This window comes from Streptomyces sp. NPDC101165 (assembly GCF_044768135.1).
In the GTDB taxonomy this organism is placed as follows: Bacteria; Actinomycetota; Actinomycetes; order Streptomycetales; family Streptomycetaceae; genus Streptomyces.
On the sequence record NZ_JBIWPG010000010.1, the window covers coordinates 240,594 to 262,868 of the forward strand.

Annotated in this window: 18 protein-coding genes and 2 pseudogenes; 14 read left to right on the forward strand and 6 right to left on the reverse strand. The window is 73.4% G+C overall.

Annotation, left to right across the window (positions count from 1 at the left end):
- The first annotated feature begins 10 nt into the window (after nt 1-10).
- The 3 genes from ACIRVH_RS22925 (at nt 11) to mug (ending at nt 2,495) form a co-directional block, all read left to right on the forward strand.
- Nucleotides 11-367, forward strand: coding sequence for a DUF4326 domain-containing protein (locus ACIRVH_RS22925; protein ID WP_403956113.1), 357 nt, complete (start codon nt 11-13; stop codon nt 365-367).
- A 59-nt stretch (nt 368-426) separates the two neighbouring features.
- Complete coding sequence (gene purB / locus ACIRVH_RS22930; RefSeq protein WP_403956114.1) at nt 427-1,869, forward strand: adenylosuccinate lyase; 1,443 nt, start codon at nt 427-429, stop codon at nt 1,867-1,869.
- 92 nt (nt 1,870-1,961) lie between these two features.
- On the forward strand, nt 1,962-2,495 hold the full coding sequence (mug, locus tag ACIRVH_RS22935; RefSeq protein WP_403956116.1) for a G/U mismatch-specific DNA glycosylase: 534 nt from the start codon (nt 1,962-1,964) through the stop codon (nt 2,493-2,495).
- On the opposite strand, the gene ACIRVH_RS22940 is transcribed toward mug, so the two are convergent.
- Nucleotides 2,456-2,899 (reverse strand): hypothetical protein, encoded by a 444-nt coding sequence (locus ACIRVH_RS22940; RefSeq protein ID WP_403956118.1) that lies wholly within the window; start codon nt 2,897-2,899, stop codon nt 2,456-2,458. The two genes, mug and ACIRVH_RS22940, sit on opposite strands and share 40 nt — an antisense overlap.
- A 188-nt stretch (nt 2,900-3,087) precedes the next feature.
- On the opposite strand from ACIRVH_RS22940, the gene ACIRVH_RS22945 reads away from it, so the two are divergent.
- Complete coding sequence (locus ACIRVH_RS22945) at nt 3,088-4,245, forward strand: ROK family transcriptional regulator (RefSeq protein ID WP_403956119.1); 1,158 nt, start codon at nt 3,088-3,090, stop codon at nt 4,243-4,245.
- A gap of 230 nt (nt 4,246-4,475) precedes the next feature.
- Here ACIRVH_RS22945 and ACIRVH_RS22950 read toward each other — a convergent pair whose 3' ends face one another.
- Together ACIRVH_RS22950 and ACIRVH_RS22955 are read right to left on the reverse strand one after the other, a co-directional pair.
- Entirely contained in the window at nt 4,476-5,237 is a 762-nt protein-coding gene (locus ACIRVH_RS22950) for a GntR family transcriptional regulator (RefSeq protein WP_403956122.1), read from the reverse strand.
- A 239-nt stretch (nt 5,238-5,476) separates the two neighbouring features.
- Nucleotides 5,477-5,608, reverse strand: a complete 132-nt coding sequence (locus ACIRVH_RS22955; protein WP_403956124.1) for a hypothetical protein — start codon at nt 5,606-5,608, stop codon at nt 5,477-5,479.
- Nucleotides 5,609-5,747: 139 nt separating this feature from the next.
- Here ACIRVH_RS22955 and ACIRVH_RS22960 point away from each other — a divergent pair, with 139 nt between their 5' ends.
- Both ACIRVH_RS22960 and ACIRVH_RS22965 read left to right on the forward strand, forming a co-directional pair.
- The gene (locus ACIRVH_RS22960; RefSeq protein ID WP_403956126.1) at nt 5,748-6,401 is read left to right on the forward strand and encodes an NADPH-dependent F420 reductase; all 654 of its coding nucleotides are present in this window, start codon (nt 5,748-5,750) and stop codon (nt 6,399-6,401) included.
- A 105-nt stretch (nt 6,402-6,506) separates the two neighbouring features.
- A complete protein-coding gene (locus ACIRVH_RS22965) occupies nt 6,507-7,337 on the forward strand; it encodes an alpha/beta fold hydrolase (RefSeq protein WP_403956128.1) in 831 nt (276 codons plus the stop codon).
- An 81-nt stretch (nt 7,338-7,418) separates the two neighbouring features.
- On the opposite strand, the pseudogene ACIRVH_RS22970 reads toward ACIRVH_RS22965, so the two are convergent.
- Nucleotides 7,419-8,309: pseudogene (locus tag ACIRVH_RS22970) on the reverse strand (EamA family transporter); the annotation flags it as partial.
- Between ACIRVH_RS22970 and ACIRVH_RS22975 the strand changes: the two are divergent.
- From ACIRVH_RS22975 to ACIRVH_RS22995, 5 genes are all read left to right on the forward strand, one after another.
- Nucleotides 8,300-9,730 (forward strand): PLP-dependent aminotransferase family protein, encoded by a 1,431-nt coding sequence (locus ACIRVH_RS22975; protein WP_403956130.1) that lies wholly within the window; start codon nt 8,300-8,302, stop codon nt 9,728-9,730. The pseudogene ACIRVH_RS22970 and the gene ACIRVH_RS22975 sit on opposite strands and share 10 nt — an antisense overlap.
- A gap of 108 nt (nt 9,731-9,838) precedes the next feature.
- Nucleotides 9,839-11,425 (forward strand): alkaline phosphatase D family protein, encoded by a 1,587-nt coding sequence (locus ACIRVH_RS22980; protein ID WP_403956132.1) that lies wholly within the window; start codon nt 9,839-9,841, stop codon nt 11,423-11,425.
- A gap of 160 nt (nt 11,426-11,585) precedes the next feature.
- A complete protein-coding gene (locus ACIRVH_RS22985) occupies nt 11,586-12,992 on the forward strand; it encodes an SWIM zinc finger family protein (RefSeq protein ID WP_403956134.1) in 1,407 nt (468 codons plus the stop codon).
- A complete protein-coding gene (locus ACIRVH_RS22990) occupies nt 12,989-15,661 on the forward strand; it encodes a DUF6493 family protein (RefSeq protein ID WP_403956136.1) in 2,673 nt (890 codons plus the stop codon). The genes ACIRVH_RS22985 and ACIRVH_RS22990 overlap by 4 nt, the downstream gene beginning before the upstream one ends.
- 171 nt (nt 15,662-15,832) lie before the next feature.
- Nucleotides 15,833-17,227 carry a GNAT family N-acetyltransferase gene (locus ACIRVH_RS22995; protein ID WP_403956360.1) on the forward strand — a complete coding sequence of 465 codons (1,395 nt, stop codon included), beginning with the start codon at nt 15,833-15,835 and terminating at the stop codon, nt 17,225-17,227.
- A gap of 63 nt (nt 17,228-17,290) precedes the next feature.
- Here ACIRVH_RS22995 and ACIRVH_RS23000 read toward each other — a convergent pair whose 3' ends face one another.
- Nucleotides 17,291-18,490 (reverse strand): trans-sulfuration enzyme family protein, encoded by a 1,200-nt coding sequence (locus ACIRVH_RS23000; protein ID WP_403956137.1) that lies wholly within the window; start codon nt 18,488-18,490, stop codon nt 17,291-17,293.
- A gap of 60 nt (nt 18,491-18,550) precedes the next feature.
- On the opposite strand from ACIRVH_RS23000, the gene ACIRVH_RS23005 reads away from it, so the two are divergent.
- Together ACIRVH_RS23005 and ACIRVH_RS23010 are read left to right on the forward strand one after the other, a co-directional pair.
- A complete protein-coding gene (locus ACIRVH_RS23005; protein ID WP_094219622.1) occupies nt 18,551-19,054 on the forward strand; it encodes an Lrp/AsnC family transcriptional regulator in 504 nt (167 codons plus the stop codon).
- Between the two features lie 33 nt (nt 19,055-19,087).
- The gene (locus ACIRVH_RS23010) at nt 19,088-20,779 is read left to right on the forward strand and encodes a DUF885 domain-containing protein (protein ID WP_403956140.1); all 1,692 of its coding nucleotides are present in this window, start codon (nt 19,088-19,090) and stop codon (nt 20,777-20,779) included.
- A 13-nt stretch (nt 20,780-20,792) separates the two neighbouring features.
- Here the strand turns inward: ACIRVH_RS23010 and ACIRVH_RS23015 are convergent.
- Nucleotides 20,793-21,317: pseudogene (locus tag ACIRVH_RS23015) on the reverse strand (SDR family oxidoreductase).
- A 170-nt stretch (nt 21,318-21,487) separates the two neighbouring features.
- Between ACIRVH_RS23015 and ACIRVH_RS23020 the strand changes: the two are divergent.
- Nucleotides 21,488-22,165, forward strand: coding sequence for a hypothetical protein (locus tag ACIRVH_RS23020; protein ID WP_403956141.1), 678 nt, complete (start codon nt 21,488-21,490; stop codon nt 22,163-22,165).
- Nucleotides 22,166-22,275: the final 110 nt, after the last annotated feature.

Consider the following 22,275-nt stretch of genomic DNA (forward strand, 5'->3'; position numbering starts at 1 on the left):
CGTCCCTGCCATGACCACCCGGGTGCTCAACCTCAGGGGCCGGATCCACGAGTTCGGCCCCCGGCTGGAACACTCCCCCGCGGACGTCGTCTACGTGGGCCGCCGCTGGACGCTGGGCGGCTGGGACCTTCCCCGGCACCCGCTGTACAACCCGTTCGCCTACGACACACCGAAGAAGAAACGCGACGGCACCCGGGCCGAGGTCATGGCGATGTACCGGGCCCACCTGCTGGAGCGCCCGGAGCTGTTCGACCTGATCCCGGACCTGCGCGGAAAGACCCTGGCCTGCTGGTGCGCGCCCGAGCTGTGCCATGCCGATGTACTGGCGGAACTGGCCGAGACGGACGAAGTGGCGCAGCTCTCGTAGCATCCGCCGAACAACCCCGTGGCGCTGGCCTGCACAAATCGCCAGTAGAATCCGTGTACGTGACTTCAGCGCCCGCCAAGCCCCGCATCCCGAACGTCCTCGCCGGACGTTACGCCTCCACCGAGCTCGCCACGCTCTGGTCGCCCGAGCAGAAGGTGAAGCTGGAGCGGCAGCTCTGGCTCGCCGTGCTGCGAGCCCAGAAGGACCTCGGCATCGAGGTGCCGGACGAGGCGATCGCCGACTACGAGCGCGTCCTCGACACCGTCGACCTGGCCTCGATCGCCGAGCGCGAGAAGGTCACCCGGCACGACGTGAAGGCGCGGATCGAGGAGTTCAACGACCTCGCCGGGCACGAGCACGTGCACAAGGGCATGACCTCCCGTGACCTCACCGAGAACGTGGAGCAGCTGCAGATCCGGCTGTCGCTCGAGCTGATGCGCGACCGCACGGTGGCCGTGCTGGCGCGGCTGGGCAAGCTGGCCGGCGAGTACGCCGAGCTGGTCATGGCCGGCCGCTCGCACAACGTGGCCGCCCAGGCCACGACCCTCGGCAAGCGCTTCGCGACCGCCGCCGACGAGCTGCTCGTCGCCCACGGCCGGGTCGAGGAGCTGCTGGGCCGCTACCCGCTGCGTGGCATCAAGGGCCCGGTCGGCACCGCGCAGGACATGCTGGACCTGCTGGGCGGGGACGCCTCGAAGCTTGCCGACCTGGAGGACCGGATCGCGCGGCACCTGGGCTTCTCGCAGGCGTTCACCTCGGTCGGCCAGGTCTACCCGCGCTCGCTGGACTACGAGGTCGTGACCGCGCTGGTGCAGCTGGCGGCGGCGCCGTCCTCGCTCGCCAAGACGATCCGGCTGATGGCCGGGCACGAGCTGGTCACCGAGGGCTTCAAGCCGGGCCAGGTCGGCTCCTCGGCAATGCCGCACAAGATGAACACCCGCTCCTGCGAGCGCGTCAACGGCCTGATGGTGATCCTGCGCGGCTACGCCTCGATGACCGGGGAACTGGCGGGCGACCAGTGGAACGAGGGCGACGTCTCCTGCTCGGTGGTGCGCCGCGTCGCGCTGCCGGACGCCTTCTTCGCGCTTGACGGCCTGCTGGAGACCTTCCTGACGGTGCTCGACGAGTTCGGCGCCTTCCCCGCCGTGGTCGCCCGTGAGCTGGACCGCTACCTGCCGTTCCTCGCCACCACCAAGGTGCTCATGGGCGCCGTGCGCTCCGGGGTCGGCCGCGAGGTCGCGCACGAGGCGATCAAGGAGAACGCCGTCGCCACCGCGCTCGCCATGCGCGAGCAGGGCGCCGAGCGCAACGACCTGCTCGACAAGCTCGCCGCCGACGAGCGGCTGCCGCTCGACCGGGAGCAGCTGGCGGCGCTGATGGCCGACAAGCTGTCCTTCACCGGCGCGGCGGCCGACCAGGTCGGCGTGATCGTCGGCCGGATCGAGGAGATCGTCAAGCAGCGCCCGGAGGCCGCCGGCTACACGCCCGGAGCGATCCTCTGAGCCTCCCCCAAGCTCTCGGCTCCGCTCGAGCAGGGAGGCGCCCCCCTACCCAGACGGAACTGGAGGCCGCCCGCGACCGTCTCGTCCCCGACGTGGTCGCGGACGGTCTCCAGGTGCTGTTCTGCGGCATCAACCCGGGGCTGATGACGGCGGCCACGGGCCATCACTTCGCCCGCCCGGGCAACCGCTTCTGGCCGGTGCTGCACCTGTCCGGGTTCACCCCGAGGCTGCTGAAGCCCGCGGAGCAGCAGGAGCTGCTGTCGTACGGGCTCGGCATCACGAACGTGGTGGCCCGGGCGACCGCGCGGGCCGACGAGCTGAGCGCCGAGGAGTATGTCGAGGGCGGGCGGCTGCTGACGGCCAAGGTGACGCGACGGCGGCCCGGATGGCTGGCCGTGGTCGGGGTGACCGCGTACCGGGCGGCCTTCGGGGACCGCAAGGCTCAAGTGGGGCCGCAGGAGCGGACCATCGGGGAGACGCGGGTGTGGGTGCTGCCCAATCCCAGCGGGCTGAACGCGCATTGGACGGCGGCGACGATGGCGGAGGAGTTCGCGTTGCTGCGGGAGGCCGCGGGCGGCGCGTCGGATCAGGGGGGATCCGTTTCGGTGACGACGCCGAGGAGTTGAAAGGGCAGCTCCCTGCCCCACTGGGAGACGCCGAGGGCTACCCATCGACCCGTCCCGGCAGCCTCCCACAGGTGGACGTCCGGTACGTGTCCGCTGAGTCCGGCCCACGGCTCGGCTATGTCCTCGCCCTCCGTCGTCCGGCCGAGGACGCTGCGCAGGCTGAAGTGCTGCGATGGCCCCCACCGATCGGTGAGCCGCTCCGCGAGGCCGTCCCGGTCGGCCTCGTACTGCGCCGCGGTCTCCTCCCGTTCGGTGCCGTCGTCCTCCCAGAACTCGCCGCTGGTCTGCAGGGCGACCAGGTGATAGCCGGGCCCGCTCTCGCCGTGCTCCGTTCTGCCGTACGCCGTGGGGAACTCCCGGGCGCACAGCAGGTCGATGAGGGTCAGACATTTCGCGATGTCCATGTGATCCAGTAAAGCGGGCCCCACTGACAATTGGCGGGCCGTCAGGCATGCCTGTGCCGGACTGTCAGGCATGCCCGTGCCCAGGCGTCAGGCATCCATGTTCCGGGCCGCCGGAGCCCGGCACTCGCCGGGGTGGGCCCGGCCGAGTACGATCCGCCCAACACGCCCGCGAGCTGGGAGGACGGACGGTGGGCCAGCTGACCGGCGGCGACCCCTCGCTGCTGCGAAGGATCAATTCCGCGGTGGTGCTGCACGCGCTGCGTGCCACGGACTGCGCGACGCTCACCGAGATCACCCGGGTCACGGGCCTGTCCCGGCCGACCGTCGAGGGAGTCGTGGAAGGGCTCATCGAGGCGGGGCTCGTGGTCGAGAAGGCGGCCGAGGAGGGCACCGCACGCCGTCAGGGGCGACCGGCGCGCCGGTTCCGCTTCCGCGCCGAGGCCGGGCATCTGCTGGGCCTGGAGATCGGCGCCCACCGCGTCGCCGCGCTCCTCTCCGACCTGGACGGACGGGTGCTGGGCGCGCAGGCCAAAGAGGTGGACGAGACGGCTCCGGCGGACGAACGCCTGGAGCGGCTGCGCGGCGCGGTCGCCGAGCTGCTGCGCCGGGCCGGGGTCGCGCGCAGTTCGCTGCGGGCGGTGGGCGTGGGCACTCCGGGCATCGTGGAGGCCGACGGCACGGTACGGCTGGGCACGGCCCTGCCGCAGTGGACGGGCCTGAACCTCGGCGAGCGGCTCAGCCGCTCCTTCAAGTGCCCGGTGCTGGTGGAGAACGACGCCAACGCGGCGGCCGTCGCCGAGCACTGGAAGGGTGCGGCGACGGAGACCGACGACGTGGTGTTCGTGCTGGCCGGGCTCAGCCCGGGCGCGGGTTCACTGATCGGCGGACGGCTGCACCGGGGCTACGGCGGGGCGGCCGGTGAGATCGGCGCGCTCCATCTGCTGGGCCGGGAGGCGACCCCGGAGACGCTACTGTCCACCACCGACGAGCCGCTGCACCCGCTGGACGAACAGGCTGTCGCCGAGGTGTTCGCCCTCGCCCGCCAGGGCGACCAGCGGGCTCGGGCGGCCGTCGAGCGGTTCATCCAGCGCCTCGTCCACGACGTGGCCGCGCTGGTACTGGCCCTCGACCCGGAACTGGTCGTGATCGGCGGCTGGGCGGCCGGCCTGGACGGCGTACTCGACCCCCTGCGCCGCGAACTCGCCCGCTACTGCCTGCGCCCACCCCGGGTGACGCTGTCCCTCCTCGGCGAGGCAGCCGTGGCCACAGGCGCCCTCCGCCTCGCCCTCGACCACGTCGAGGAGCAACTGTTCGCGGTGGAGGGCACGGTCACCGCGCGGCGGTGAGACCCGGCGCGCCTCCGCAGGGGTTCCGGGGGGCGCGGCGAACCGACGGGCCACTGTCCGCGTCCGCCCCGGCGCGGCGACAGGGCCTGTCCGGCGGATCGCGTCGCGGGGAGGCAGTGCTGCCTGATCAGCACGGTTGAGCGGGGTCTGGTGCGTGAACCTGCCAAGTGGACGGGTGAGACACCGCGCGCCCCGGAGGAGCTCCGGGGCGCGGTGGGCTGGGCTGGGTCTCAGGAGGCCCGCTGCTCGGGGTCGTGGTGTATCTCCACGTCGGGCGAGTCGCCGAAGGTGAGGCGGCAGGTGTCGGCGCGGTAGGTCGCCACGGAGAGGGCCGCGGTGCGGCCGCCCGCGAAGAAGCGGGTGGTGACGACCAGGACGGGTGCGCCGGGCAGCCGGTCGAGGTCCTTGGCGTCGTCCGCGCGGGCCGAGCCCAGCTCGACGGCGCGGTCCTGGCCCTCCAGCTCCTGGCGCTGCAGCTCGCGCAGCACCGCACGCGCGCGTGCCGGGCCGGACGGGGCGTCGATCGCGGAGAGGTCGGGCACCGAGGCGGCCGGGACGTAGAGCAGCTCGGTGGCGACGAGCTGGCCGTTGGACATCCGGGAGCGGCGCACGATGTGCACGGGCTCGCCGGAGTCGGCCTCCAGGGCGGCGGCCACGGCCACCGGCGGCGTGGACTGGACGCAGTCGACCGGCTGCCAGGCGTCGTCCGCGGCCCCCGGCCAGGTGTGCTGCTCGCTGCCGACGGCCACGCCCACGCGCGGGGGCGCGACGGTCGTGCCGACACCGCGGCGGCGCTGCAGCCGGCCCTCCAGCTCCAGCTGCTCCAAGGCCTGGCGGAGCGTGGCGCGGGCCACGCCGAAGCGGGCGGCGAGATCGCGCTCGTTGGGCAGGATCTCGCCGACCGAGAACTCGGAGTCGAGTGCCTCACTGAGCACGGTCTTGAGATGCCAGTACTTCGGTTCCGGCACCGATTCCAGCTGCTGGGTCCCCACCCTGTCCTCCGCAAGAGCCGTGGTCCGGCGGTTTTTAGCGCCCTTGTTTATTAAAGGTTGTTGCACTTATCTGCGACCATAGGGCGGTCGAAACCCTTGGTCAAGACCAATCCTCGATCCCTGAGGCAACACACAGGGGCGGCGCCGTGGAGCGTTCACGCGGCGTTCGTACGCGGCCGCATGTGTGACATCGCGGCAAAGCCCACGTCGTACGACCTGGGCTTTCGGGGCGGTACGGCTCAGTGGCCGGCCGGCGACGGCAGCTTGTCGGGGTTGCGGATGAGGTACACGGTGCTGATGCGACCGTCGGCGATGTCCACCCGGAAGACAGTGCCGGGCTTATCCCCCGAAAGGGTGAGCATCGCGTGCACGGCGTTGACCTCGACACCGTCCCACCCCTTCCGACACGCCCAGCGGTGACCAGGTGGAATCGTCACCTTTCATACCGCTCCCGACCACAATGTCCCGCGGACCGCCGGTGGCCGGCGGCCGGGGTCCGGGAGGTGACCGATGCGCTACGCGGTGCTGGGCACGGGCGAGGTGGGCCGCACGCTGGCCGGCAGGCTGGTGGAGCTGGGGTACGAGGTGACCCTCGGGTCCCGGACGAAGGACAATCCGATCGCGGTGGAGTGGGCGACGGCCGCGGGCGGGCGGGCGCACGCGGGCTCGTTCGCGGACGCGGCCGCGGCGGCCGATGTCGCCATCAACGCGGTGGGCGGCCGGGTGGCGCTCGACGCGCTGCGGGCGGCGGGAGCCGAGCACCTGCACGGCAAGGTCCTGCTGGACGTCTGCAATCCGCTGGCGTTCGAGGACGGCCGGCTGCGGCTCGACCCGGTGGAGTCGGACAGCGTGGCCGAGCAGATCCAGCGTGCCTTCCCGCACGCGCGCGTGGTGAAGACGCTGAACACGGTCAACTGCCAGGTGATGGTGGCTCCGGCGCGGGTGCCGGGCGACCACAACCTGTTCGTGTGCGGTGACGACGCCGCCGCCAAGCAGCAGGCGACGGAACTGCTCGGGGAGTTCGGCTGGCCGGCGGACCGGGTGCTGGACCTGGGCGGCATCCGGTCGGCGCGGTCCGTGGAGATGCTGCTGCCCCTGTGGTTCGACCTCTTCCAGAAGTTCGGGCACGCGGACTTCAACTTCGAGGTGCGCCGGGGGCATTGAGGAGGGTGCGGGCGCGGCGGCACCACATCAGGGGCTACCCGTCGGTAGCAATTGCTGACAAGCTGTCTACGGCGTCCGTCAGCAGCCCAGACGAGGAGCACCCCCATGTCCGCCACCGTCTCCTTCACGGTCCCCACTCCGCACGGCCCGACGGACGTGACCGTCTCCTACGCGCGCGTGGGACGTGGTGAACCGCTGGTCCTGCTGCACGGCATCGGCCACCACCGGCAGGCCTGGGACCCGGTGGTGGACATCCTCGCCACCGAGCGCGACGTGATCGCGGTGGACCTGCCGGGCTTCGGCGCGTCCCCCGGCCTGCCGGGCGGCCTGGACTACGACCTGCCCACGACCAACGCCGTGCTCGGCGCCCTGTTCGAGGCGCTGGAGCTGGACCGCCCGCACGTGGCCGGCAACTCGCTGGGCGGCCTGCTGGCCCTGGAGCTGGGCCGCGAGAAGCGCGTACGGTCCGTCACCGCGCTCTCCCCGGCCGGTTTCTGGACGCAGCCCGAGCGACGCTACGCCTTCGCGCTGCTGCTCACGATGCGGGGCATAGCCCGGCGGCTCCCGCTGCCCCTGGTGGAGCAGCTGTCGCGCACGGCTGCCGGACGCACCGCGCTGACCAGCACGATCTACGGCCGTCCCGCCCGCCGCTCACCCGAGGCCGTGGTCGCCGAGACGCTCGCGCTCGTGGGGGCCACCGGTTTCGACGCGACCCTGCGGGCGGGCACCACCGTCCAGTTCACCGACGATCTGCCGGGCCTGCCGGTCACCGTGGCCTGGGGCACTCGGGACCGGCTCCTCGTGCGCCGCCAGGGCGTCCGCGCCAAGACGATCATTCCGCACGCCCGGCTGGTGCGGCTGCCCGGCTGCGGGCACTGCCCGATGAACGACGACCCGGCGCTGGTCGCCCGGGTGATCCTCGACGGCAGCCGCTGACCGGCGCCGGCGTACGGGACGCCGCGCAACAGTCGGGCTTTCACCGAGGGGACCCGGCGCGCCGGAGCCGAGGACGACCCCGGCGCCGACCAGGGCGCTGCCCACCGCTTGCGCGGGGCCGTAGGAGCCGGTGCCGACCAGCGGGGCGGTGCAGGCGGCGGCCACCGGGATGAGCCCGGAGAAGAGCGTGGCGCGCTCCGCTCCGAGCCGCTGCACGCCCATGTACCAGCACACGAAGCCGACGACGGTGACGACTGCCGTCTGCCACAGCAGCGCGGCGGTCTCCGGGGCGTCGGGACGGCGCAGCCACGCGCCGCCGTCCAGGACCGCACCGGCGAGCGCTGCCTCGACGGCGGCGACGGCGCACACCGTCGCGGACAGCAGCCGCGGCCCGAGCGGTCTCAGCACCGGCACGGCGAGGACCGCGAACCCCACCTCGCCGCCCAGTGCGCACGCCGAGAACGCGATTCCCGGCCCGTCCGTACGGCCCCAGCCCTGCACGGTGAACGCGCCGGCCGCGACGAGCAGGGCGCCGTGGAGCACCGCACGCTGCGGGCGGCGCCCGGCGAGGAGCGGGACGACGACGGCCACCACGACCGGTGCGCAGCCGACGAAGACACCGGGCACCGCGGGTTCCGCGCTGCGTTCGGCCGCGATGACGGCCAGGTTGAAGCCGACCATGCCGACGGCCGCCAGCAGCCCGAGGCGGAGCCATCGGCGAAGGCCGAGCGCGCGCAGCCGCGGACCGGCGTCCCGTCCGGCGAGCGGGGCGAGCAGCAGGCAGGCGAGGGCGTAGCTCAGGAACTGACCGCCGGCGTAGGGGTAGTGGCCCAGGACACTGTTGGCGGTGAAGGACCCGCCGACGAGCACACAGGCGAGGGCGGCGAGGAGGGCGCCGCGGGCGGTGGCATTCATGACCGTGACGCTAGGAAGCGGCGCGGTCCGGTTTAAGGTCCACTTCCATGACGTCATCGGGGACCAATGCGGCCGGTCTCACGGGCTCCGCCGCGTGGGAGCTGCTGTTGCCCGCGGCCTCGGCACCGGCACGCGCGCGTGGCCGAGCCCTCCAGGCGGCGCTGCGCGAGGCGATCCGCTCGGGCCGGCTCACGCCCGGCACCCGCCTGCCGTCCAGCCGGGACCTCGCCGCCGACCTCGGCGTGTCACGGGGGTTGGTCACGGAGGCGTACGAGCAGCTGACGGCCGAGGGGTATCTGCGCAGCGGCCGGGGCGCGGGAACGTGGGTGGGCGACGCGGTACGGGCGGCCCGGCCCGGCGCACGGGACCTCGCGCCCCGCTCCCCCGGTACCCGGGCCGACTTCGTCCCGGGGACCCCGGACCTGTCGCTGTTCCCGCGGGCCGCCTGGGCCGCCGCACAGCGTGCCGTGCTGGCCGAACTGCCGCACCACGACCTCGGCTATCCGGACCCGCGCGGGCTGCCCCGGCTGCGCACCGCGCTCGCCGGACTGCTGGCCCGCCGCCGGGGCGTGGTGGCCGGACCGGAGCGGATCGTGGTGGTCTCCGGGGTGGCCCAGGCGAGCGCCCTGGTCGGATCCGTGCTCCACACGCGCGGGATGCGCACGATAGGGGTCGAGGACCCGGGCAGTCCGCAGCACGACGGCCTGTACGCGGCGGCCGGCCTGGGCACCGTACCGCTGCCGCTGGACGAGGACGGACTGGCCCTCGGCCCGCTGCGCGCGTCCGGTGCACGGGCCGTGGTGACCACGCCGGCCCACCAGTACCCCACCGGCATCGCGTACTCGGCGCGGCGGCGTGCCGAACTGCTGGACTGGGCGCGGTCGGTGGACGGCCTGGTGCTGGAGGACGACTACGACGGGGACTTCCGCTACGACCGCGCACCCGTGGGCGCCCTCCAGGGCCTCGATCCGGAACGCGTCGCCTACATGGGCTCGGTCAGCAAGTCCCTCGCCCCCGGGCTGCGACTGGGCTGGCTGCTGGTCCCCGCGGCCCTCATGGAGGAGATCGTCGAACGCAAACGGACCATGGACCTCGGCCATCCCTCGCTCGACCAGGCGCTGTTCGCGCACTTCCTGGAGCGCGGCGACTACGACCGGCAGCTGCGCCGCTGCCAGCGCGCCTACCGGGAGCGGCGCGACGCCCTGGTCGCCGCTCTGGCCGGACAGTTCCCCGAGGCGCGGGTGTCCGGGATCGCCGCGGGCCTGCACGCCATCGCCGAACTCCCCGAACGGTACGGCCCGGAGGAGGAGTTCCTGAAACGGGTCACCGGCGCCGGCATCGCCGTACGGCCGCTCAGCGCCTGCACGCACGCGCGTACCGATGACGGCGGTGTGCGCCTGGTGCTCGGGTACGCGCATCTGCCACCGGCCCGGATCCGGGCCGGTGTACGCCTGATGGCCGAGGCGCTCGACGGGTGACCACCGGCCGGGCGTCCGGTTGTTCACCTGCGGTTTGCGTACGCGCCGCAGCGCCCCAGTAGGTGTGGCTCTGCACACTGGCCGGATCCCGTTCCTGGAGGCACAGCCATGTCCCACAGTCCCTTCCCCGGCCGCCGCAGCGTTCTGCGCGGCTCCCTCGCCGCGTCGGCGGCCCTCACCCTCCCCGCGGGCCTCGGCGCGGCACCGGCGTTCGCCCTCTCCGGCCGCCCCCAGGCGGGCTGGGGTGTGCAGACGGGTGACGTGACCGCCGACTCGGGCCTGGTGTGGGTGCGTTCGGACCGGCCGGCCCGGATGATCGTGGAGACCTCGGCCACCGAGTCGTTCCGCAACCCGCGCAGATGGCACGGTCCGCTGCTGGGCGCCGACACGGACTTCACCGGCACCACCCGGCTGTACGGCCTGCACTCCGGCGAGCAGATCCACTACCGCGTGCTGCTCGCCGACCCGGACGACCCGCGCCGCACCGGCGAGCCCGTGACCGGCACCTTCCGCACCGCCTCCCGGCACCGCCGCGACGGCGTGCGCTTCCTGTGGTCGGGCGACCTGGCCGGGCAGGGCTGGGGCATCAACCCCGACCTCGGCGGCTACCGGATCTACGACGCGATGGCCGAGCGGGACCCGGACTTCTTCCTGTGCAGCGGCGACAACATCTACGCCGACGGCCCGATCGCCGCCACCCAGGCCCTGCCGGACGGCTCCACCTGGCGGAACGTCACCACCGAGGAGAAGGCGAAGGTCGCCGAGACCCTCGCCGAGTACCGGGGCAACTTCCGCTACAACCTGCTCGACGAGAACCTGAAGCGGTTCAACGCCCAGGTGCCGTCGGTCATCCAGTGGGACGATCACGAGGTGCGCAACAACTGGTACCCGGGCGAGGTGATCACCTCCGCCGACACCCGGTACACAGAGAAGAGCATCGATGTGCTGGCGGCGCGCGCCCGGCGGGCGTTCAGCGAGTACTTCCCGATCTCCACGCTGCGGCCGGGCGCGAAGGAGGGCCGCGTCTACCGTGTGCTCCGACAGGGCCCGCTGCTGGACGTGTTCGTGCTGGACATGCGCACCTGCCGCAACGCCAACTCGCCCGGCGACCAGACCGTGGACCCGCAGGGCATCCTCGGCCGGGAGCAGCTGGAGTGGCTCAAGCGGGAGCTGTCCCGCTCGCGTGCGGTGTGGAAGGTGATCGCCGCCGACATGCCGCTCGGCCTCGTGGTGCCCGACCCGATGGAGGGCAAGCCGAACTTCGAGGCGGTGGCGCAGGGCGACCCGGGCGCCCCGCTGGGCCGTGAGCTGCAGATCGCCGAGCTGCTGCGCTTCATCAAGCACCAGCGGATCACCGGCACGCTGTGGCTGACGGCGGACGTGCACCACACCTCGGCCCAGCACTACCAGCCGGCGCGGGCCGCGTTCACGGACTTCGAGCCGTTCTGGGAGTTCGTCTCCGGGCCGCTGAACGCCGGCGCGTTCCCGGCCAACGCGCTGGACAACACGTTCGGTCCGGAGCGCGTGTTCGTGAAGGCGCCGACCGCGTCGAACGTCTCGCCCGCCGGCGGCTACCAGTTCTTCGGCGAGGTCGACATCGACGGCGACAGCGGCGAACTGACCGTACGGCTGCGCGAGCAGGACGGCACGGTGCTGTTCACGCAGACGCTGCAGCCGGGCCGGGTCGGCCAGTAGGACAGCGCGGGACCGCCGGGTCCCGTACGCTCGAAGCTGTGCCGCGCACCGGCGTCATCCCCCGGCGCGCGGCACGGTCAGCTGCCCGCCAACTCCTGTGCCGGGCAGGCGTTTTCGCAGGTCAGGCCGATTGTCAGTGGTCGCCTCTACGGTTTTTCCCATGACGCGATCACTGCAGGCCGTGGCCTATCGCCGACCCTCCGCGCTCGAGTCCGCGGCGGACGGGCGCCGCCTCGGGCTGGAAACGTCCCGGGGTGCGACACCTACGGGTGTGCAGGACCATCCGCGGTTCTTCGCGGGCTTTCTGACCTCGCCTCGGATCGCCGCCGCGGCACTGCTCGCGGTGGCCGACGTGGCGGCCGCGCGCTACTACCAGCCGCAGCTGCGCGCCTCGCTCGACCCGGTGGTGACCGGCAACGGCGACCGGCTGCGCTTCGAGTCCTTCTCCGGCTGCGGCGGGGTGTACGCCCGGCTGGACGTGCTCACCCCGGGTCTCGACGGCGGCGAGGTGGGGCACGGCACGACGAACGTCGACGTCAACAATCCACTGCGCGAGGCCCTGTCCCGGATCGGCACGAACGATCCGCTCCATCTGCGGGTCGGCCCGGACGAGTTGGCGGTCACCACGCTGGACGGCCCGGTGGTGGAGAAGAAGGTCCCGCTGCCCGACCGGTGGCTGCGCGGCTTCGCCGAGGCCCAGGTGATCGCGGCCGGGTTCGACCTGCGGGCCGAGCTGCCGGCGGACGAGGCGGTGCGGTTCCTGCGCGGGCTGCCGAGGGCGGGCGGGGCGCGGCGGGCCTCGGGCGGACCGCGCTGGGTGGTCCCGGTGGGCCGCGGGCTGCGGCCGACGACGCGGCCGGTGCCGGGCGCGGTGTGCCTGCCGGGTCCGGAGCGGCTGGCCGCGCTGCAGCGGGTGCTGCGGCATGCGACGGCCCTGCGGGTGTACGGCCCCGCGGTCGGCGGTGCGGCGAGTACGGCCGCCGCCTGGGAGGTCGTCCTGCCCGGCATGCGCCTCACGCTCACGCTGTCGCCGGACGTCTCGCGCGGCTTCTCCGGCGAGGGCGGCGTCCTGGACGCACTCGCCACCGACGAGGCCGCCGGGGACGCCGAGCTCATAGCCGTGCTGCTGGCGTGGGAACCCCGCATCGACGTGGCCGACCTCGCGGCCGCCTCGGGCCTCACGCCCGAGCGGGTGCGCGCCGCCCTGGTCCGCCTCGGCACCTCGGGCCGCGTCGGATACGACACGGCGGAGGCGGCCTACTTCCACCGGGAGCTGCCCTACGACGCCGAGCGCGTCGAGAAGCACAATCCGCGGCTGCGCTCGGCCAGGGCCCTGGTGGCGGCGGACGCGGTGACCCTCGACGGCGTACTGGCCACGGTGACCGCCGAGGACGGACATGTGCACCGGGTGCGGGACGAGGCGGGGGTGCTCACCTGCAGCTGTCTGTGGTGGGCGAAGTACCGGGGCGGACGCGGGCCGTGCAAGCACGCCCTGGCGGTGCGGATGGTGCGGCGGGGCGCCGCGGTGGGACGGGACATGGCAACGATCGGCGGGGGCGTGCGATGAGTGAGCTGATGGAGGCGGTACGGGCCGGGCGCACGGCGGACACCCTGCGGCTGGTGAAGGGCATGACGGCGGCCGAACGGCGCACCTCGCTGCCGGATCTGAAGGAGCTGCGCAAGGAGTTGCGGGCCGTGCCGCCGTGGGAGGGCCGGTTCGAGAAGGTCCGCCCGGCGCTGCACCTGGCCGGTGCCGCCTGCCACACGGGAGCCGCGGCGGCCGCGGCCTGGCTCGCGGCGAGCGACCTGCGGTGGCGGCAGGCGTCCGCGGAGTCACTCCTGCGGGTGCTGGAGGACCGGGACACGGGCTGGCTGGCAGATGTGGCGCACCGGCTGGCCCAGCGGCCGGTGTCCGCGCGGGTGCCGTACGCCCTGATGGCGGGGCTGGTGAGCCGGTCGGGCTGCGAGGTCCCGGTGACGGACGCCTATGTGGTCGGCTGGATCCGGCACGTCAGCGTCGGCGACGGCAGCCGGCGCCGGGAGGGCGTCGCCGACGTGCTGCGCCGCGAGCCGAACCTGGCCACGCTGGTCGGCGGGCTGTTCACGCTCTCGGATCTCTCCGAGGTCCGCTGGCTGCTCGGTGAGGGACCGGGTTCCTGGCAGAGCGCCCTCGCGGCACTCTGCCAGGAGGGCTCCCTGGACCGTGAGTTCCTGGTCGACGCCTGTGTCGCCCGGCTGGTGCGCGGTGGCGGCCCCACCGACCACCGGATCTTCCTGCCGGTGCTGACGGGGCTCGCACTCACCCGGGAGGAGGAGCGGTCGCGGATCCCGGACTGGACGGCGCTGTCCCGCGACGCGGTCTCCCCCGTCGCCTCGCACGCACAGGCGGTGCTCACCGGCCTGGCGCTGGAGGGTGATCTGACCGCCCGGCAGCTGGCCGAGGCCTCCGAAGGGCTGCTGTTCCGCAGCGAGAAGAAGCTCGTGCGGGCCCAGCTCGTCCTGCTCGGCAAGGTGCTCGCCCGCGACCCCGGCGCGGTGGCGGAGCTGCTGCCGGTCGTGGCCCAGGCGTTCGGGCACGAGGACACCCAGGTGCAGGAGCGGGCGCTCAAGCTCGTCGAACGGCATCTGAAGAAGCTCGACGCCGACCAGGTCCGCGAGGAACTCGCCCATGCCGCAGAGCAGTTGTCCCCGGCACTGCGCGCCCGGGCGGCCGCAGCGCTGGGCGTCGCGCAGAGCGAGTTCGAGGAGGTGTACGAGGAGGTGCTGCCGCCCGCCCCGGAGCCGTTCCGGCTGGAGCCCGCGCCGCTGACGCCCGAGGAGGTGGCCGAGGAGATGGGGGCGCTGCTGGCCTCCGAGGGTGACGTGGCCGCGTTCGAGCGGGCGCTGGACGGTCTGGTGCGGCACGCGTACCAGGATCCGGAGGCACTGCGCCGGGCGCTCGTGCCGGTGGTCGCGAACAGCTGGTGGGCCACGGACGAGGACCGGCAGTGGCCGCGTACGGACGACATGTTCAGCAACTCCCGCTACGGCCTCTTCGGCGCCCGGCAAGGCCTCGAACTGCTCCTCGCGACCCTGCACGGCAAGGTGAGCACGGCGACGCTCCACGCCGCGGTGCGCAAGGGGCCGAAGGAACACGAGTGCCCGCACAGCGGCCTCGCCCGGGTCTTCGACGCGCGGCTGCGCGAGGTGGCGTACCGCCTGCGCACGGAACCGATGCCGCTGCTGCTCGCCACGCCCACCTGGAGCACGGGCCTGCTGGAGCCGGCGGAGCTGGTGGCCCGCCTGACGGAGTACCGGCGCCTGGACGCCCGGGTCTGCCCGACCGACTTCGCCCAGGCCCTGCTGCGGGTGCGCAGGGACGACCGTGCGACGGCCGAGGAGGCGGCGGGGCGGGCCCGGGCGCTCGGCACTCCGGAGGGGGCGCGGCTGGCCCGCTGGCTGGGCGGCACCAACGCCGCCCTCCCCGCGGCCACGCGGCATACCGACGGCGAGCGGATCCTGCTGGAGCTGGCCGAACTCCCCGAGTTGCAGGACGGTTTCCCGCAGGAGTTCCACCGGCTCGGCCGGCCGCTGTCCCCCATCTCCTGCGGCTGGCAGTGCAGGCACTGGGACCACGCCACACGCCGGCACTGGCTCGCCGTGCTCCCGGAGCGGCGGGAGCTGGTCGCGGCCCGGATGCTGCAGGATCTGGCCGACACGGCCGTGGACGACGAGCGCGGTACCGGCGTCCTTCCGCTGCTCGCCGAATCCGGCGGCGTGGCGGGCGAGGCCGTGCACCTGTGCGTGGCGTACGGGCTCGGTGCCCGGCACCGGGAGGACCGGCTCGCGGCCGTGGACGCCCTGCTGGTGCTCGCCGCGCGGGGGCAGCTCGACGCGGCGCGGCTGGGCGCGGATCTGGGCGAGCTGGTGGGGGGCGATGCGGTGAAGCCGCAGCGGCTGGCCGAGTCGGTGCGGACGGCGGCGGCCACGGGAGCCAATGCGACGATATGGGAGCTGCTCCGGCACGCCCTGCCCGTTCCGCTGGCCGGTCTGGCGACCGCCCGCCCGGAGGCGACGGCCGTGGCGGCCCGGGGCCTCGGGGACCTGATGGCCGTGGCGGCGGAGTGCGCCGAGCGCTCAGGGGCGCGCGGAGAGGTACCGCATCTGGCGGAGGCCGCCGCGCGTGGCGGCTCGTCCCGTCTGGTCGTCCAGGCGCGGCGGCTGCGGGACGGGCTGGCGGAGGAGGTGGCGGCCTGAGCCGGAGCGGCATGTCCGCCTACCGCAACGATAGGAAGCGCAACAAAAAGGGCGGAAGCATGCTTTACCCATCGGTCACAAACCGTTCGTGATCACGCAACACCGTTCCTTCACAGTGAGTGCATGACTCCAGAGATGTCTCAAGTGACCCGGACGAAGCACGGACGGCCCATGCACCACTGGCGGCGGGACCTCGTCGAACTCGCCGCCCTGTTCACGGCCGTTGCCGTGGCCGACGGGGTGGCGAACCTGATCGGGCACGGCCCCGACGGTCCGGCGCTGTTGGTGATCTCGGCGATCGTGCTGGCCGCGACGGCGGGCTTCCACACGTGGTGGGCTCGGCGCCACAGCCACGCACCGCCGGCCGAGGATACCGGTGCCCGGTCGGCCGCCGATGTGCGGTCGGCCGGGCCCGTAGCGGAAGCGGACGCGCAGGACGTGGCCCGGACCGGCGCACTGTGGCGGATGCGGACGACGGTGAAGGACGAGCCCGGTTCGCTGGCCGCGCTGTGCACGGCGCTGGCCGGGCAGCGGGTCGACATCCTGAGCCTGCAGACGCATCCGCTGGCCGACGGCACGGTCGACGAGTTCCTGCTGCGGTCGCCCGAGGCGCTGACGGGGGCCGAGATCACCCGGGTGGTCTCGCTGGCCGGCGGCGCGTCCACCTGGATCGAGCGGGCCGACGCCCACGACCTGGTGGACGCTCCCACCCGGGTCCTCGGCCTCGCGGCGCGCACCGCGCTGGACGCGGCGGAGCTGCCGCTGGCGCTCCGGCAGTTGCTGGGCCGGTGCACGATCCGTTCGCTGCCCGCCTCGCCGGTCGGCGGCGGGCGCGGCCCGGAGCCCGTGCCGGTCGAGGGGGTCCTGGAGGACACCGTGATGCGGCTGCGGGCGCCGGAGGGCGGTGTGCTCACCGTGGAGCGGCCGTATCTGCCGTTCACGCCGACCGAGTTCGCGCGGGCCAGGGCTCTGGTCGAGCTGGACAGCCGGCTCGGTCCGCGGATCCCGCGCGGCCAGGACGTGCTGACGCTGCCCGAGGGCAACGACATCGCCGTGCGCCGGGCGGACACCGGCGACCTGGCGGCGGCCCGGGCGATGCACGAGCGGTGCTCGAAGCGCACCCTCGGCATGCGGTACCACGGGCCCGTCGGGGACGCCGACCGCTATCTGAACCACCTGCTCAGCCCCCGGTTCGGGCGGACGCTGGCCGCGCAGACCCCCGCGGGCCGGATCGTCGGCCTCGGGCATCTGCTGTGGGACGGCGACGAGACCGAGGTCGCGCTGCTGATCGAGGACGACTGGCAGCGGCGCGGCGTCGGCGCCGAACTCCTCGGCCGCCTGGTGGCGATGGCGGTGGAGGCGGGCTGCGAGAGCGTCTATGCCGTGACGCAGGCCTCCAACACCGGGATGGTCGCCGCGATGCGAGGTCTCGGACTGCCCCTGGACTACCAGATCGAGGAGGGCACCCTGGTCATCACGGTCCGCCTGGACGCGGCTCCGGTCGCCGCGCGCATGCCGCACGGCGGCGGTGAGGAGCGGCTCGGCGGGGCTGCCCGTCGCGACTGAGCCGGGCTCGACGGACGAACGGCCCGGCGGTTTTCCGCCGGGCCGTGGTCGTGCGCACCCCTGTCAGCGCACGGCTTCCTGGAGCGGTACCGGCGCAGCGGTCCGCTCCCCCAGGGCCTGGTCCAGGTCGGCCCACAGGTCGTCGACGTCCTCCAGGCCCACCGACATCCGCAGCAGCCGGTCGCTCACCCCGGCGCCGCGCCGGTCGTCGGCGTCGACGATGCGGTGACTGATCGAGGCGGGGTGCTGGATGAGGGTGTCCACGCTGCCCAGGCTGACCGCCGGGGTGATCAGCCGGACCTGGGAGATCACCTCGTGCGGGTCGCCGTGGACCTCGAAGGCGACCATCGCGCCGCCCAGGCGCGGATAGCGGACACGGGCCACCCGCGGGTCGGCGGCGAGCCGAGCGGCCAGCTCGGCGGCGTTCGCGGAGGCGGCCCGGACCCGCACCGGCAGCGTGGACAGGCCCCTGAGCAGCAGATAGCCGGCCAGCGGATGCAGGACACCGCCCGTGGCGAAACGTATCTGCCGAAGCTGTCCGGCGAACTCCTCGTCGCAGGCCACCACACCGGCCAGCACGTCGCCGTGGCCACCGAGGTACTTGGTGGCGCTGTGCAGCACCAGCCGCGCGCCCTGCTCGACGGGGCGCTGCAGGACGGGCGTGGCGAAGGTGTTGTCGGCGAGCAGCGGGACCGAGCCGCAGGCGTGGGCGATCGCCCGCAGATCGAGTTCGGCGAGCGTGGGGTTGGCCGGGGACTCGACCATCACCAGACCGGTGTCGGCGCGCAGCGCGTCGGTGATGCCGGCCGGGTCGGTCCAGGTCACCTCCGTGCCGAGGAGCCCGGCGGTCAGCAGATGGTCGCTGCAGCCGTACAGGGGTCGTACCGCGACCACGTGGCGCAGGCCCATGGCGGACCGGGCGAGCAGGACCGCACTGAGCGCCGCCATGCCGCTGGCGAAGGCGACGGCGGACTCGGTGCCCTCCAGCCTGGCCAGGGCGGTCTCGAAACGGGCGACGGTCGGGTTGCCGAGGCGGCCGTAGATCGGCGGGCCGACCGGGTCGGCGCCGTCGGTGGCGAAGGCGTCGATACGAGCCGCCTCGCCCCGGCTGTCGTACGAGGGGTAGGTGGTGGACAGGTCGATGGGCGGGGCGTGCAGGCCCTGCCGGGCGAGGTCGTCGCGGCCGGCATGCACGGCCTCGGTGGCCAGTGCTCTCGATGCGGTGCGTACGGCGTCGTAGGCACCCGTGCTCGCTGTGTCCATGGGCGGAAGGTTGAACACAGGACGGGCCACCCGAATCGAACACCGTGCTACGTTCGGCCAATGGCTGAATCCGTCGTACTGGATCCGGTGGACCTTCATCTGCTGCGGCTGCTGCAGAACGACGCCCGGACCACCTACCGCGATCTCGCCGCGCAGGTGGGCGTGGCGCCGTCGACCTGTCTGGACCGGGTGACCCGGCTGCGCCGCGCGGGCGTGATCCTCGGTCACCAGCTGCGGCTGGATCCGGCGAAGCTGGGGCGCGGCCTGGAGGCCCTGCTGTCGGTTCAGGTCCGGCCGCATCGGCGGGAGCTGGTCGGGCCGTTCGTGGAGCGGATCCGGGCGCTGCCGGAGTCGCGGACCGTGTTCCATCTGACCGGGCCCGACGACTATCTGGTGCATGTGGCCGTGGCGGACATGGCCGATCTGCAGCGGCTGGTGCTGGACGAGTTCACGGCGCACCGGGAAGTGGCCCGGGTGGAGACCCGGTTGATCTTCCAGCAGTGGGACTGCGGGCCGCTGCTGCCTCCGGCCACGCCCAGAGCGGAATCACGAATACCTGGGTGACGCAGGCATAGTCCCCGTACGAGGATGGGCGGCATGTCTGAGATCCAGAGCCCGCTGCCCCGCCAGGTCGCCGACACCTATGTGGACGACCTCATCGCCCTCGACCCGGTCACCGGCACCTACCTCGGTGTGAAGGAGAGTTCGAGCAAGCTGCCCGACTATTCGCCGCGGGGCCAGGAGGCCCGCGCGGAGCTGGCGCGGACCACCCTCGCCCGGCTCGACGAGGCGGAGCGGCAGCCCGGCGCGGACAGTAACGTCGAGCGTCGCTGCGGGCGGCTCCTGCGGGAGCGGCTGACCGCCGACCTGGCCGTGCACGAGGCCGACGAGCACCTGCGCGAGGTCGGCAACCTGAGCACGCCCGGCCACTCGGTGCGTGAGGTCTTCACCGTCATGCCGACGCAGACGGAGGAGGACTGGGCGGCGATCGCCGAGCGGCTGCGTGCCGTGCCGGGGGCGCTCGCGGGCTACCAGGAGTCCCTGGCGCTCGGTCTGGAGCGCAAGCTGTACGCGGCGCCGCGGCCGACCGCGACCTTCGTCGACCAGCTCACCGAGTGGTCGGACACCGACGGAAAGGGCCTCGGCTGGTTCGAGGACTTCGCCGCCGCCGGCCCGGACGCGCTGCGCGCGGAGCTGGACGAGGCGGCCCGCGCGGCGAGCGCCGCCGTGGTGGAGCTGCGGGACTGGATGCGGGACGTGTACGCACCGGCCGTCGAGGGCGCCCCGAACACGGTGGGCCGCGAGCGCTACGCGCGCTGGTCCCGCTACTTCAACGGCACCGACCTGGATCTGGACGAGGCGTACGCGTACGGCTGGTCGGAGTTCCACCGCATCCTCGGCGAGATGCGGAAGGAGGCGGAGAAGATCCTGCCCGGCGCCGAGACCCCGTGGGTGGCGCTCGCGCACCTGGACGAGCACGGCCGGCACATCGAGGGTGTCGACGAGGTCCGGGAGTGGCTGCAGGGCCTGATGGACAAGGCCATCGAGGATCTGGACGGCACGCACTTCGACCTCGCCGAGCGGGTGCGGAAGGTGGAGTCGTGCATCGCCCCGCCCGGCGGTGCCGCGGCCCCGTACTACACGCCCCCGACGGAGGACTTCTCGCGTCCCGGGCGGACCTGGCTGCCGACCATGGGGCAGACCCGGTTCCCGGTGTACGACCTGGTGTCGACCTGGTACCACGAGGGCGTGCCCGGACATCACCTCCAGCTCGCGCAGTGGGCGCACGTCGCCAAGGACCTCTCCCGCTACCAGGCCACGGTTGGCGGGGTCAGCGCCAACGCGGAGGGCTGGGCGCTGTACGCGGAGCGGCTGATGGACGAGCTGGGCTACCTCACCGACCCGGAGCAGCGGCTCGGCTACCTGGACGCGCAGATGATGCGGGCGTCCCGGGTGATCGTCGACATCGGCATGCACCTGGAGCTGGAGATCCCGGCGGACTCCCCGTTCCACCCCGGTGAGCGCTGGACGCCGGAGCTGGCCCAGGAGTTCTTCGGCGCGCACAGCAGCCGGCCCGCGGACTTCGTGGAGAGCGAGCTGACCCGGTACCTGACGATTCCGGGGCAGGCGATCGGCTACAAGCTCGGCGAGCGGGCGTGGCTGCTGGGCCGTGAGAAGGCCCGTGAGCGGCACGGCGACGCCTTCGACCTGAAGGCCTGGCACATGGCGGCCCTGTCGCAGGGTTCGCTGGGCCTGGACGACCTGCTGGACGAGCTGTCCCAGCTCTGACCCGCCCGGGGTCTCAACGCCGGAAGCCGCCGTCGGAGTTGATCACCTCGCCGGTGACCCGGCCCGCCCCAGCGCCGGTGGCGTAACCGGTGTCCACGGGACCGGGGTTGACCGTGTTCACGGTGATGCCGCGCTCGACGAGGGTGGTGGACAGGGAGCGGGTGGTCGAGGCGAGGGCGCCCTTCTGCAGGGCGTAGCCGATCTCGCCGGGCATCCCGCCCGCGATGTCCTGTCCGGAGGTCATCATCACCACGCGTCCGCCGGGGGTGCCCTCGGCAGCTGGGCGCGCGAGCGGGCGTACGCCTGGACGAGCAGCACCACCGAGCGGGTGTCCACCGCCCGGTGGGCGTCCAGCATCGCGGTGTCGTGCGGCACATGGTGATGCAGATGGACGCTCGCGCCGTAAGCGGCCGGCCGCCTGGCCACCGCATGCCCGATACCGGCACGCCTGCCGGCCAGGTGACGAGCGTGGTGCGGCCGCGCAGGGGCAGGGGTCGCGGCGCAGTTCCTCGGGCGTGGGGAGCGTGGGAGTAGGCATGGCCGACCACGCTGGTGAGAGTGCCGGGGCCGGCGCGAGCGAATGGGAGCGACCGGATCCCGGGCAGTGAACCGCACCCCGTTCGGCCGTACGGCCGCCCTCCGGTGGCGGAGCCGTCGGTGAGGCGGCTTGCTGGTGGCGAAGGGCGAATCGGAGGAGGCGGGCCGGGTATGCAGGGAAAGGGGCCGGGTCAGGAGGCGATGGAGACCCCGCGGGCCGCCGGGCTGGCCGGAGTGGTGTTCGCGCTGCTGCTGGCGGCGGCGATCGTGCTGATCCGGCTGGCCATTCCCGAGGGGGCCGACGCGGTCGAGGTCCAGGGGTTCACGGACTCCGCGCGGCGCACCGCTGTGCGGATCGCACTCGCGCTCGTACCGTTCGCCGGCATCTTCTTCCTGTGGTTCGTCGGCGCCGTCCGGGCCCACGTCGGGGCCGTCGAGGACAAGTTCCTCGCGACCGTCCTCCTCGGCAGCGGGCTGGTCTTCACCGCCACGATGTTCGGCGCCGCCGCGGCGGCCGGCGCCGTACTGAGCCTCGCGCACTCCCCGGGAGCCACTCCCGCACTGCCCACCTGGGACTTCGGCCGCCACCTCGCGTACACGCTGATCACGGGGTACGCGATGCGGATGGCGGCCGTGTTCGTGTGCTCCATGTCGGTGATCGGGCACCGCCTCGGAGTGCTCCCGCGCTGGCTCTCGGTGCTGGGCTTCCTCACCGCCCTGATCCTGCTCTTCGTCTCGTCGAACGTCCCGTGGGCGGAACTGGTCTTCCCCGCCTGGTCGCTGGTGCTCAGCGTCCACATCATCGTGGCGAGCGGTCGCACCAGGGCGCGTCCCACGGCGTCCGCGTGACCTCGCGGGGCCGTTCACCCGAACGGTGCGCCTGAGCGCGCGAGGCCCCCTCGTCGCTCGCATGCTGACGAGCGGGACATGACCGCCGTCCGAAGGCGCCCGCGCGGAGC

Excerpts from the sequence above, each read along its gene's own strand:
- ACIRVH_RS23000 (WP_403956137.1), bottom strand. The coding sequence starts at position 18,490 with ATGGACACAGCGAGCACGGGTGCCTACGACGCCGTACGCACCGCATCG.
- ACIRVH_RS22940 (WP_403956118.1), bottom strand. The coding sequence starts at position 2,899 with ATGGACATCGCGAAATGTCTGACCCTCATCGACCTGCTGTGCGCCCGG.
- ACIRVH_RS23005 (WP_094219622.1), top strand. The coding sequence starts at position 18,551 with ATGGCTGAATCCGTCGTACTGGATCCGGTGGACCTTCATCTGCTGCGG.
- ACIRVH_RS23010 (WP_403956140.1), top strand. The coding sequence starts at position 19,088 with ATGTCTGAGATCCAGAGCCCGCTGCCCCGCCAGGTCGCCGACACCTAT.
- ACIRVH_RS22995 (WP_403956360.1), top strand. The coding sequence starts at position 15,833 with ATGCACCACTGGCGGCGGGACCTCGTCGAACTCGCCGCCCTGTTCACG.
- ACIRVH_RS22990 (WP_403956136.1), top strand. The coding sequence starts at position 12,989 with ATGAGTGAGCTGATGGAGGCGGTACGGGCCGGGCGCACGGCGGACACC.
- ACIRVH_RS22980 (WP_403956132.1), top strand. The coding sequence starts at position 9,839 with ATGTCCCACAGTCCCTTCCCCGGCCGCCGCAGCGTTCTGCGCGGCTCC.
- ACIRVH_RS22965 (WP_403956128.1), top strand. The coding sequence starts at position 6,507 with ATGTCCGCCACCGTCTCCTTCACGGTCCCCACTCCGCACGGCCCGACG.
- ACIRVH_RS22925 (WP_403956113.1), top strand. The coding sequence starts at position 11 with ATGACCACCCGGGTGCTCAACCTCAGGGGCCGGATCCACGAGTTCGGC.
- ACIRVH_RS23020 (WP_403956141.1), top strand. The coding sequence starts at position 21,488 with ATGCAGGGAAAGGGGCCGGGTCAGGAGGCGATGGAGACCCCGCGGGCC.
- ACIRVH_RS22975 (WP_403956130.1), top strand. The coding sequence starts at position 8,300 with ATGACGTCATCGGGGACCAATGCGGCCGGTCTCACGGGCTCCGCCGCG.
- ACIRVH_RS22985 (WP_403956134.1), top strand. The coding sequence starts at position 11,586 with ATGACGCGATCACTGCAGGCCGTGGCCTATCGCCGACCCTCCGCGCTC.
- ACIRVH_RS22960 (WP_403956126.1), top strand. The coding sequence starts at position 5,748 with ATGCGCTACGCGGTGCTGGGCACGGGCGAGGTGGGCCGCACGCTGGCC.